The organism is Oligosphaera ethanolica (assembly GCF_030814695.1).
Classification (GTDB): domain Bacteria; phylum Verrucomicrobiota; class Lentisphaeria; order Oligosphaerales; family Oligosphaeraceae; genus Oligosphaera; species Oligosphaera ethanolica.
On sequence record NZ_JAUSVL010000001.1, the window covers coordinates 3,464,117 to 3,476,534 of the forward strand.

The 12,418-nt window shown below is 56.8% G+C and carries 7 protein-coding genes and 1 pseudogene; 5 read left to right on the forward strand and 3 right to left on the reverse strand.

The window, feature by feature from the left end; translation table 11 throughout:
- Positions 1 to 25: 25 nt before the first annotated feature.
- The 4 genes from floA to J3R75_RS11980 all read left to right on the forward strand — a co-directional run bounded on the left by floA (position 26) and on the right by J3R75_RS11980 (position 5,360).
- Entirely contained in the window at positions 26 to 1,027 is a 1,002-nt protein-coding gene (gene floA / locus J3R75_RS11965) for a flotillin-like protein FloA (RefSeq protein WP_307261831.1), read from the forward strand.
- Between the two features lie 66 nt (positions 1,028 to 1,093).
- The gene (locus J3R75_RS11970) at positions 1,094 to 1,705 is read left to right on the forward strand and encodes a hypothetical protein (protein ID WP_307261833.1); all 612 of its coding nucleotides are present in this window, start codon (positions 1,094 to 1,096) and stop codon (positions 1,703 to 1,705) included.
- Between the two features lie 80 nt (positions 1,706 to 1,785).
- Complete coding sequence (gene purB / locus J3R75_RS11975) at positions 1,786 to 3,228, forward strand: adenylosuccinate lyase (RefSeq protein WP_307261834.1); 1,443 nt, start codon at positions 1,786 to 1,788, stop codon at positions 3,226 to 3,228.
- A gap of 1,082 nt (positions 3,229 to 4,310) precedes the next feature.
- Positions 4,311 to 5,360, forward strand: a complete 1,050-nt coding sequence (locus J3R75_RS11980) for a hypothetical protein (protein WP_307261836.1) — start codon at positions 4,311 to 4,313, stop codon at positions 5,358 to 5,360.
- A 362-nt stretch (positions 5,361 to 5,722) separates the two neighbouring features.
- Here J3R75_RS11980 and J3R75_RS11985 read toward each other — a convergent pair.
- Positions 5,723 to 7,069: pseudogene (locus J3R75_RS11985) on the reverse strand (ISH6 family transposase).
- 167 nt (positions 7,070 to 7,236) lie between these two features.
- Positions 7,237 to 8,583: an IS4 family transposase gene (locus J3R75_RS11990; protein ID WP_307261840.1), complete on the reverse strand. Its 1,347-nt coding sequence runs from the start codon at positions 8,581 to 8,583 to the stop codon at positions 7,237 to 7,239.
- Positions 8,584 to 8,945: 362 nt separating this feature from the next.
- On the opposite strand from J3R75_RS11990, the gene J3R75_RS11995 reads away from it, so the two are divergent.
- Entirely contained in the window at positions 8,946 to 10,181 is a 1,236-nt protein-coding gene (locus J3R75_RS11995; protein ID WP_307261841.1) for a formylglycine-generating enzyme family protein, read from the forward strand.
- Positions 10,182 to 10,464: 283 nt separating this feature from the next.
- Here J3R75_RS11995 and J3R75_RS12000 read toward each other — a convergent pair whose 3' ends face one another.
- A complete protein-coding gene (locus J3R75_RS12000) occupies positions 10,465 to 12,330 on the reverse strand; it encodes an IS1634 family transposase (RefSeq protein ID WP_442418872.1) in 1,866 nt (621 codons plus the stop codon).
- Positions 12,331 to 12,418: the final 88 nt, after the last annotated feature.

A 12,418-nucleotide genomic window follows, 5' to 3' on the forward strand; every position in this document is an offset into this window, starting at 1 on the left:
CGTACATAACGCAAGGAGCACAATCATGTCGATCCACGTCATTCTGGGTATTTTTCTCATTGGTCTGCTGCTGATCTTCGGGTACATCTTTATCTTCTTTTTCGGGGTGTGGATACAGGCATGGGCGTCTGGCTCGCACATCAGTATTTTCAAGCTGGTGGGAATGTCGCTGCGCAAAGTGAACGCGGCGCTGATTGTGCGCGCGTATATTCAGCTGCGGCGCGCGGGTTTGGACACGATCACCACGGACGAACTCGAGGGCCATGCGATGGCCGGCGGTGACGTGCAGAATGTGGTCAATGCGCTGATTGCCGCTGACAAGGCCGGCATCCCGCTTAACTTCAAACGGGCGACGGCGATTGATCTGGCCGGTCGTGATGTTTTTGACGCCGTGCGCATGAGTGTGAATCCGCGCGTCATTGATTGTCCCGAGCCCAGCAAGGGGCGGGTGACGGTGGATGCCGTGGCCAAGGACGGTATTCAGGTCAAGGCCAAGGCGCGGGTGACCGTTCGGGCGAATTTGGAACGCTTGGTGGGTGGCGCCACGGAAGAGACAATTATCGCCCGCGTGGGTGAGGGCATCGTCACCACCATCGGCTCATCGGCATCCTACACCACCGTGCTGGAAAATCCCGACAACATCTCCCAGCGCGTACTGGATAAGGGCCTCGACAGCGGCACGGCCTTCGAGATTCTCTCCATCGATATCGCCGATGTGGACGTCGGTGACAACATCGGCTCCCGCCTGCAAGCTGACCAGGCCGAGGCCGACACCCGCGTGGCGCAGGCTCGGGCCGAAGTGCGCCGGGCGGCCGCTGTTGCCGCTGAGCAGGAAATGCGTGCGAAGGTCCAGGAAATGCAGGCGAAGGTGATTGCAGCCCAGGCCGAAGTGCCGCTGGCCATGGCCGCGGCCCTGCGCGAAGGCAAACTCGGCGTCCTCGACTACTACCGCCTGGAAAACATCAAAGCCGACACCGAAATGCGCAATAACATCATGGGCGAAAACAAGGACGGCGACAAGGCCTGATCATCGTCGCTGACAAGGCCGACGCCGGCCCCGCTTTGCGGCGCCGCGCTGGCACGGAGTACCCCTATGGAAAATCTGATATTTCTCATCATTGCCGCACTGGTGTTCATTTTCAAAATCCGCGAGGGCATGAAGAAGTACAATGAGCAGCGACCGGAACGCGATGGCAACGCGTCGTCGGAACCGCCGGTGATCATCCGCCGGAATCCACCGGCGCCGCCCGCTGCGCCGGGCCGGCCGCGGCCGACAATGCCGCCTCGGCCGGTGCCGCAGACCCTCCCGCAGCTCTTTGACGAGCTGCTAGGCGTGGAACGGCCCGCAGATGACGAACGCGAATTGCCCACGACTCGCGCGGCTGCCGCGCGACAGCCGGCACCGGTGCCGCCGCCCGTACCGGCGTCCGGCTCGGCGGTGGTGCCAGCAGAGCGTCGGCGCTATCTGGACGACGACGACAGCGGGTCGATTGTGGCGTCGGCCTCGGCGGCCATGTCCTTGACGCATGCAGACATGATGGCTCAGAACATGGCCAAGGCTTTTCCGGCGGCGATGCGGCAGGTGCGGTCCTTGCGACCGGGGGTACATGCGCCGATCCACGTCTGTGTGGGCGGCCGGTCGGGCTTGCGCCATGCGGTGATTATGGCTGAGGTATTGCAGCGGCCGCGTGCCTATGACCTGTAGGAGCGCGACGCGGGTGATTCGTCCGGGCTGGTTGTCGATACCGGCCCGTTTTTTTTGATGACAGCAGGGAATGAAGAGCGATGAGCAACACTGCCTACGAAAGTCCGTTTTCCGCGCGCTACGCTAGCGACGACATGCAGTACCTTTTTTCGGCGGAGAAGAAATTCCGCAGTTGGCGGCAGCTGTGGATTGTGCTGGCTGAAGCCGAGCACGAACTGGGTCTGCCGGTGAGTCTTGAGCAGATTGCGGAACTCAAGGCGCATCGAGACGATATCAACTACGACGTCGCGGCGGAGCGCGAGCGGGTGGTGCGCCATGACGTGATGGCGCATGTTCACGCCTACGGCGAGCAGTGTCCGCTGGCGCGGCCGATCATCCACCTCGGGGCGACGTCCTGCTACGTGGGCGACAATACCGACCTGCTGATCATGCGTGATGCGTTCAGGCTCTTGCGCGGCAAACTGCTGGTGGTCATCAGCCGCCTGGCGGCCTTCGCGGACGAATACAAGGCCCTGCCCACTCTCGGTTTCACTCACTTTCAGCCGGCGCAGCCGACCACCGTCGGCAAACGCGCTTGTCTCTGGCTTCAGGACCTGCTCTTTGATTTGGCCGACGTGGATTATTTTCTCGACGGGCTGCGCCTGCTGGGCTCAAAAGGCACCACTGGCACTCAGGCGAGCTTCCTGGAGCTCTTCGATGGCGACCACGCCAAATGCCGGCGGCTGGATGACCTGATTGCGCAGAAGCTGGGATTCCCTGGCTGTTACGCCGTGTCGGGCCAGACTTACTCGCGGAAGATCGACAGCCGGGCATTGAATGTGCTCAGCGGCATCGCCCAGAGCGCCTGCAAGTTCTCAAACGACGTGCGTTTGCTGCAGCACCTGAAGGAAGTGGAAGAACCCTTTGAGAAGAGCCAGATCGGCTCGTCGGCGATGGCCTACAAGCGCAATCCCATGCGCAGCGAGCGTATTGCGGCGCTGTCGCGTTACGTGCTGGCCGACGCACTGAACCCGGCTTTTACGGCGGCAACGCAGTGGTTCGAACGGACTTTGGACGACTCGGCAAACCGCCGCCTCAGCGTCGCCGAGGCCTTCCTGGCTGTCGATGGCATCCTCGATATCTACGCGAATGTTGCCGGCGGTCTGGTGGTGTACCCGAAAGTGATTGAAAAACGCCTGCGGCAGGAACTGCCCTTTATGGCGTCGGAAAATATCATGATGGACGCGGTCAAGGCCGGCGGCGACCGACAGGAGCTGCACGAGCGTATCCGCGAGCATTCGCAGGCCGCAGGTCGGCAGGTGAAAGTCGAGGGCGGCGACAATGATCTGCTGGCGCGGCTAAAGGCCGACCCGGCCTTCGCCACCATCAAAGACGGTCTGGACGACACGCTCGACCCGGCGCGATACGTCGGCCGCGCCCCGCAGCAAGTTGACGAATTTCTCGCTGCGGAAGTCCAGCCCGTTCTTGCTGCTGCCGGTGACGCCGGTGCGGACGCGGTCAAGACCGCCGAGCTGAAGGTGTGATGGCCAAGCAATAGTCAAGGTCGTGCTCTCTTCGTGCAAAGATGCGTGGTGTCCGGGCCAAAAATGTCGTTCACGTAGATTCATAACGACGGCCACATAAATCCTTGTGACAACGCAGCTGAAATCATCAGAATACACAAAATGCTGTTATTCTGAATTTTTTTATTCGAAAAACGACCGGTTTGCGGCTACTTTTCCCGCAGTTCTCTGAAATCAGCCCACCCGACCGATAAAGGGGGCCCCCACCAATGGTCGCGCGCGCGCGTTTGTGCGCGAGCTGGCATAGAACCTGTCCGAAAAGCATAGTTGGGTTTTGCGAGGGGGAGGAAAATACCCTTCGCTTCGCTCGGGCCGCCGCTGCGCGGCTATCAGACTATCCCTGCACCTGCGGTGCAGGTCTGCGGCCCATTGGCCCTTTCCTCCCCCTCGCGCTCCCCCACCTATCCCTTTTCGGCTCAGCGGCTGAGGGCTCGGGCCGGGCTTTTCACCGCTGTTTTCGCAGAAGTCATGGCAATTTTATGACTAACGAAAGGCCGAAAGCACGCTTACGGCAGGAAAATATCGTTTTTGGACGACCTCTGGCATCGCCACGGCGATCGGCAATCGGCTATTGTGCATGAAGCATCCGAAGCTTTGCTTAGCCGGAGCGTTGTAGAATTGTTTACTGCATAGACTATTCGCCTTCGCATGAGAAAGAAGTTTGATCATCAACCAGCAAGGGAGAGCGTGGTCGCGCGCGCGGTTGCGTGCATGGCTGGCATCGCCACGGCGATCGGCAATCGGCTATTGTGCATGCAGCATCCGAAGCTTTGCTTAGCCGGAGCGTTGTAGAATCGTTTACTGCATAGACTATTCGCCTTCGCATGAGAAAGAAGTTTGATCATCAACCAGCAAGGGAGAGCAGCGATGCGCGCGCGGTTGCGTGCATGGCTGGCATCGCCACGGCGATCGGCAATCGGCTATTGTGCATGCAGCATCCGAAGCTTTGCTTAGCCGGAGCGTTGTAGAATTGTTTACTGCATAGACTATTCGCCTTCGCATGAGAAAGAAGTTTGATCATCAACCAGCAAGGGAGAGCAGCGATGCGCGCAGATTGCACATGGTTCCGCGAGGCCAAATGGGGCGTGTTCATTCATTATCTGGCGGGGTTGCCCAGCGCGGACAATCCTGACGCGACCACGCCCGACAGCTGGAATCGACGCATTGACGGCTTCGACGTGGCGGCCCTCGCTGCGCAGCTGGCCGAAATCAAAGCCGGCTATCTGTTTATCACCATCGGGCAGAATTCGGGTTATTTCTTGTCGCCGAATGCCACCTACGACCGCATGGTCGGGCGTTCACCGAGCCGGCTGTCGCGACGCGATCTGGTTGCCGATTTGGGCACGGCGCTGTCGCCCTACGGCATACCACTCCTGGTCTATCTGCCGGCGCATGCGCCAGCCATGGACCCGCAGGCCGTAGCCGGTCTGCGGTGTACGCCAACCTGGGACGCCAGCTGCTGGCAGCTGCGGCCAGGCAGCTACACGGTCGCCGAAGGCACTGACGAACGCCTGAGCGTCTTTCAGCGCAACTGGGAGGCGGTCATCCGCGAGTGGTCGCTGCGCTGGGGACGCACTGTCCGCGGCTGGTGGTTCGATGGCTGTTACCGCGCGGAACAAATGTACCGCCATGCCGACGAGCCGAATTTTGCCAGTTTTGCGGCCGCCGCCAAGGCCGGCAATGCCGCGAGTCTGGTTGCTTTCAATCCCGGTGTGAAGGTGCCGGTGGTCTGCCACAGCGAATATGAAGACTACACCGCCGGCGAAGTCGCCAATGCCTTCCCCGTGCTTATGGACTCGCAGTGGGGACTGCCCAAGAAAGCCGACAGCTACTGGGGACAGCCCGTGCAACGCACGGTCGCCGGCGCCCAGTATCACCTGCTGACCTTCATGGGGCCGTACTGGTCGCGGGGCCTGCCGCGCTTCCCGGCCGAGCTGGTTGTCGGCTATACCAAGCATGTCAATGACTGCGAAGGCGTCATCAGCTGGGATGTGCCCACAGCCGACAATGGCGCTATACCAGAGCCATACATGACCCAATTCCGACACCTCGCTACCGCCACCCGCAAGACCGGTGGTTTTTGTTATCCGTAGATTCCGCAGATTAACGCAGATTTTTCATTGCTTTTGTCGTCTTGATTTGGCTGTTATACGCCGTCATGCTTGCTTGTTGGGCCGCTGACAAAAAGGGTCGTCTTCTCTTGTGAACGACAATGTGAAAAGTGTACAAAATTGGTATTTTGCCGGCCCCGGTATATGTGGCGTTGGAAGAAGAGGAAGTAGCGGCTTTTTCTCCTTAGAAAGCCGATAAGAAGACGTGTCAAGTGGGGCCATGGAAAAATGCCGAAAATGGGCTGCTTTCAACTTGGCGTTGACAACTCTCGACTGCCTTCGCTGATCTTCGTCTTTCTTCCCTTCTTTCTTCTGAACATTCGGTGATTACAACTGTTTATTGGTTAATGTGCGAAATCTTGTGATGAACACTTGTAGTTGCCAACCGAAATCACGACGTTTCCAATGACGTTCATTCTTTGCATCCATTCCTCTTCCCATTCACTCGCATTGGCAAAACGCTTCAGAATGAAGCCCGCCACCTTTTATGCCCCTTTGTCACTGCATCCATAGGCGATATTTTTCAAACGCCTGGCCAGCTCCCGCATGACGCGCTCCACCATGGTCGACGCCTTGTGGGAAATCAACCCCCACTTCAACCATCTTCTGACGTAGCCAAACATGGAGCGCCTGGCGTTGTCGATGTAGGTGGCCGCCGTCGAGTAGCCTTTCTCTTCAAGGTACGAGACAAATTTCAGCATTTCCTGTTCGGTATTTTCCATTCGTTCCTCAATGGCATCCTTGTCTTCCTCTGGCACCTGCTGAAAATCCCCTGTGGGAAGTTCGATGGCCATGGCAACGGCAAGCGCGTCCTGCAGGGGCTTGATTTCCTCCTTTTTTGCCCCATCTGCGTGCATCGCATGGTACAAGTCACGCTTGATATGCCACTGGCACCTTTGCTGTTCATCCACATAATCGGCAAACGAATCAGCCAGACCCGGCTCACCATCGCAGACAATGATCGAGCCATCCGGTAACGTGATGTTCTTCTCATGCCACTCCCGGTTTATCTCGCTCCAGGAGGCTCCGGTCCAAGTTCCCATTGGGAAAACCTTTCCCTGCCGTGTGATGCCGATGACTGCTTTAATGTCGCCTTGCCTGGCTTTCCCATTCACCCCTTCCCCCTTGAACTTGGTGCCATCAGCCATGATCTCAAGAGGATAGGAGCCAATCACCTTGCTTGACACCTGTATGTCATCGCAGTCGGTTTTCAGTATCCATTCGTTGGCGGTGCGGTAAGGAAGCGAAATCTTACCGTCGCGTAAAAGCTGGGCGGCACCGCGCCGGTAGCTTGTCTCGCTGATGGTTTCGACTACCAGCTTCTCCAGTTCGTTCGTCTTGGTCTGATAGCGCCTGAATTGGATCAGTTTTTGAAGAGGTGCATAAACCGCGCCACATCCGCTGCATTTTACCCGTTTGAAACGCAGGGTCAGCTCGCCGAGGCTCATGCGAATCCTGCGATCGTACCCGCCATTGAGCACAAGTTTACCGTCTCCGCATTCGTGGCATCGCGTCTGGCCGGCAAAAATCCTGCTTAGCAATACTTCCTGAATCAGACCAACAATCAGCTCCAGCAGCTCGGCGATAGCCTTGTGCTCAAAAGCATCGGCAACCTTCATGACCAACTCATCGAAGGAAAAGGTGTCCTCCGAGTTGCAAAACCTCAAAACCATGTCAATTTTTCCCTGCATCTGAATCTCCTTAGTTTGAATGAGCTTGGAATCTTTTTCAAAATAAGAATTCAGACACAGCCGTCCCATAGTCACTGAAATTACCTGTTTTTTGGGCACATGCGAGCACGAGGCCGCCTGATTTTTCAAGACACCTTCTTTGTGTGTGGAAAAGTTTAGCCAGGAGACTATACCATCCCTTCAAAATACAGCTGATATGCTTTTTCCGGACTTCCCCGGATAATATGGCGCCGCTCCCGCTTCGTGTCGCAGCACTCGATGATACTGGACAAACTGAAGTAATTCCAGAGCACGGCACGCAACAAGGTAAAGAGCCGACTGAACTGGCGCTTCCACTTGTTGTACCAAGCGACGAACCGTAGCAGGAGATAGGCAAGCAGCGCTGTCCAGACTTGCCAGCGGACGGCATTTTCGTTATATCCAAGGAAATCGGCCAGCTGCAGCGTCTGTTTGATTTCCTTGAAAAACACCTCCACACCCCAACGGCATTGATAGAGCTGGCACACGGAAAACGGCGACCACTCGAAGTTGTTGGTAATAAACGTCATCACCACCATCTTCCCCTTCACCTCGACCTCTGCCGTGACCAGCCGCAGGTCATCGGGGTAATTGTCCTTGGTCTGCACCCCTATCAGCCTGATGCGCTCATCTGACAACACCTTGCATTTCTTGCGGACATAGCGGCGCTTGCAGGGCGCTTGCTGTCCCATAACTTCAGCCGTATCTGTCTCGGGTTCTGAGGAGGCGGACGCATGTTTGACGGGATCAGACGCCTCCGGTTTCCCAGTCGCATGCTGTCCCATAACTTCATAGAGCATGTTTTCCTTGGCCCGCGTCACCCAGGAGACGCCGCGCGTGTCAAGGACCTTAAGATGCTTAAAATCAACATAGGCCTTGTCGAATACCACGACCTCTCCGGCCTTCATGTCGGCGCACAGTTCCCAGGCGCTTTTCGGGTCAGAATCCTTTGCACTTTTGACGAGGACGAAGTTCGGCAGGAACGAGCGCATGTTCAGCGCCGTGTGCATCTTGGCGGCCGCTTTCTGGCGTCGGTGCTGGGCCCAGCCCATATTAAATGCCGTCAGTTTGATGGTGGTTGAATCAACGGCGCGAATGGTTCTTGTCCGGAAGCGGTAGGGCAAACCGGGATAATTGCGGCTGGAGGTCAGGAACTCGGGGTAACGGGTTGATAGTGACTCATATACCTTCCAGAACAGCTCTTCGGCCATATCCGCATTGCGGGTCTTGTTGGCGTGAGAGAGGCCGTTCCTGCTCGGAGGCGTGCAGTTGCGTATCTGAGCAAGGGGGCCGGCATGGTTGTGGAGGCTGTCACAGATGTCGTTCAGACTTAATGAATGCGCCAGATGCGCGTAAAGCATAGCCATTACATGGCTGGTGGCGCTGAAGGCCCGTGTCTGGATTTTGTACTTTTTGGCGAGGTTGTCGATAATCCGGTCAGGTATCCAGCTTGCAATCTGCGCGAGGACTGACACAGTACTTTTTAGTGGATTCATGGTACCTCCTATGGTTGCTTACTAGGCTACCATTAAGATGCCGTGAATCCTTTTTTTTACGAAGCCACCATCAAGTTATGGGACGGCTGTGGAATTCAGATGCACTTTGCCAAATATTGACTCGTATCACAAGATTTCGCACATTACCGTTTATTGAGATGGCATTGCATTTTTTTCGCAATGTTGTATATGTAGTGAATGTTCCCATGGTATTGTTAGTGGGCTAGATGGGCATAGCAGGTTCTTGGCGGCGCAGTTCGGGTTGTTTGTTGGCACCAGTGTTATAGGGGAACGTGCTAGGAAAGAAGTCGATTTCGGAAACGACTGGCCAATCGGGAGTTGCGAGAGAGGAGGCTGCGGGTATGGGCAGGAAATTGGCGGTGTTATTGCTGGTGGTGCTGTTTGCGGGTGTGGTTGATGCGGGGGTCACGGTCAGCAATGTGACGATCAGGCAGCGTTGGCCCTGGAATGGCTTGGCGGACATCGACTACGAGGTGGCGTCCGATATTCCGGACGCCTATATCTACGTGTCGGTTAAGATCGTCGTGCAGGATCAGGAACGCACGATCGTACCGCGGACACTGAGCGGCGAGGGCGGCGTCTGGCCCGTCAAGGCGGGCAAGCATCGAATGACTTGGAATATAGCTGCGGATGAGCCGGGGCTGCATAGCTCAGCGCTGTTGGTGACCATCTCGGCTTTTGCGAGCGCGACGCTGGTGCCCTACCTGGTGATTGATCTCAGTGGTGGCGCGAGCGCCGCGCAGTATCCCGTGCATTACAGCGCCACGCCGCCGGATATCAGCGATGACACCTGTCGGACCTCGCAGCTCTGGCTGAGGTTGATCTTGCCCGGGACCTTCCAGATGGGCGAGCCACTGGAACGCTTTGCCGATAACCCCGAGGCCTTTCCCTATAATGGGCGTCACAACGTGACCTTGACCCAGCCTTTTTACATCGGTATTTTCGAATTCACGCGGGCGCAACTGCGGCAGGTGACGGGCTACTATAGCTCTGCGGCTATGTACGATAATTTGCCCGCTGAACAACTTCCGTGGGAGCTAATACGCGGCGGGGTCCTGCCCAATGTGGCTTGGCCGGCCAGCCGCGAGGTCGGCACGGACAGTCTTGTCGGCAGGCTCCGCGCCCGCACGGGTCTGTTTTTTGACCTGCCGACCGAGGCGCAGTGGGAATATGCCTGCCGTGCGGGGACGACGACTGATTTCAATAACGGCTACGATCTGCCGCCTGGCGGTGGTTGGGATAGTGAAGTGCTCTACTTGCTAGGTCGCTTCTACTTGAATTATGATGAAAGCGCCCAGGGGGATTTCAGGGTATATGCCCGAGTCGGGTCATATTTGCCCAACGCTTGGGGGCTGTATGATATGCATGGGAATGTCCGGGAGTGGTGCCTGGACTGGGAAGGGCCATTTCATGGCGACGCCACTGATCCGGTCGGCCCCGCCAGCGGCAGTCAGCGGGTGGCCCGTGGCGGTGGATGTGGTGATGATGTCGAATATTGCACATCCGCGTATCGCGGTGGATATCTCGGGGGCGTTCCCTACGGCTGCCGCGTCGTAGTCCTGCCACACTTGCCGTAGCTGTCTGGCGGGTTTGCAACGCGACCATGGTCGCGAGCCGTGAGAGGTGAGACATGCGGTGCAGCGCGAGAGCATTAGCGAAGATAGGGGGTGTGACATGACGTGGATGAAGGCGATGATAGGCGCGATTAGGGATGCGGATCTGTTGGCACGACGGCTGCGGGTGCTGTTATGTTGTTGTATATTCCTAGCCCATCTTTCTCACTTTTGCCCCCTTTTTGAGGCTGGGAAGGCACAACAAAATTTTCACATCTCCCCCTTGAGTCATGAATGAACGGGGCGTTTAGGCCTCACCAGCCGGCGACGACTCCACGACCACTTTCCGTACTGGCAGCGCGCTCACGTCTATGCCGAGAGCGCTGTAGATCATTTTCTGCCTTTCGTCGGGCTTTCCTGGGCGCCGGACGTGATATTTCCTTCCATTGCGGCAAGGAAGGTTGATGGTCGTGTAGCAATGGGTCTGCAGCAGCCTGCGGACTTCCTGGTACGTGCAGTCCACGCCAGCCAGCTTCAGGGAATACTCTATCCAACGCAATAGGTGATAGGCGAGCACGGTGATCCAGATGTGTGCATCGCACCGGTCTTCTTTCCAGTGATAAAACGGACGTAACCCCAGTTCCCCCTTGAGGAGGTGGAAGGCCGTTTCAACCCGCGTCAGCATGATGTAGATGAGCCATATTTCGTCATTTGACAGGTCTTTGCGGCTTGTCCTCAGGTGATAGCATCCATGCAGGCTGGCGTCCTCCTGGTATTTATCCTCGTCCCTGGTCCAGGATAGAAGCTGCTGGTCCTCATTGTATCTGACGGTATAAAACTTGGAGGCCCTGGTATATCGCGACGCTATTTTCCCAATGCACCTGTCCACGTTTGCCCGCCCTCCGCTGCTGTCCAAGTGCAGTTTCCCGTCCTTCTTCTCAATTCTTCCGGCCAGCTTTCGCAGCGCCTCAAGGTATCGTTCTTCCGTCTTGCTGACTATCGCGTCTTCTTTTGCCTTTCGGTCTTCGCTTCGGCAAAGCAGGACAACCTCCCCCTCGCCCCATATGCGCTTCACGAAGACCGGCTTTTTGTCGTCGCGCCCCTTGACGGTTTGGAAGGCCTCCCGCCGCTTGAAGTCCTCGGCAAAATTCTGGCGTGTCGTTCGTTTGCCATTCACCACATAGTCGTAGTTGTTCTCCAGCAGGGTCTTGAGGTTGGCTTGAGTGGCAATGCCGCCATCCAACACCACGGTCGGACGTCTTGTGTCACCAGTCTCCCTTTGCAGCGAAGACACGATGTCCAGAATGGTCTTGCTATCACTGGTGTTTCCGGGAAAGACCTTGTGCACGACAGGAAAACCCTCCGCGTTGAGGACAAGACCAACCGAAAGCAAGGGACAGTCCGTTCGCTTCTCCTTGCTGTTGGCACTTCGCTTGGCCTTGGGATTTTCCGTGCAGCCGCCCTCAAAATAGCTATTGGTCAGGTCATACAGAAAAATTGTGTTTCCCAAGTTGAACAGGTTTTCCTCGCGCGCCCGCAAGTGCCTGGTGAGCTCAACACTATGCTCAAGCAGATCATCGCCAGCTCTGTAGAAAATTTCCTTGCCGTAAAAGCCAAACGTGTCATTGAGAAGTTCGTCCATGGCCACGGTCTGCAGCCACGACGGAAGTTCGTGCTCGCTGCATGGCTCGACAAGGCGGTTGAAAACGCATGCCTGCGCGGCGTGTATGCGTCGGGCTGGCATGCCTCGCGACGCAAGGAAGTCCGACAGGCCAAGGCTTTCCCACGCCCGCTTGAGCGGCAGCAGAACGCCAATCTGCCTGGTGTCCTCGTGGCTGACCTCATCAAGAAGTACGCCGTCGGCGATGCCGCCGACCGGTACATTCCTTGTGACGCTGCTCCTGACAAGATCAAGCTTGCCTTCGGATTTCATCTTGTCAATGATCAGGTCCGACCAGGACGCCACTTCTGGCTTCATGGGCAGAAGCGACTGCTGACCGGAAACAATGGCTTCGATGTTATGGGCGATCTCGCGACGGAACACGTCGGGTATGACGCATCCCCCAAGAGACAAGAGAACCTGCTGGCGCACCTTGCCGTCAAGTCCGCGACTACCGCGGACCAACTGAAGAAGGAGAGTGCCGTTGGTGCTTGTCTTTTCGCGAAAATACATTTTGTGCCTTTGCAGTGAAGGTTTCTAGTATGTATTCGCAAATAGACTAGCAATAAGATTAAAAAGTTCAAGCTATAACAGCACATTG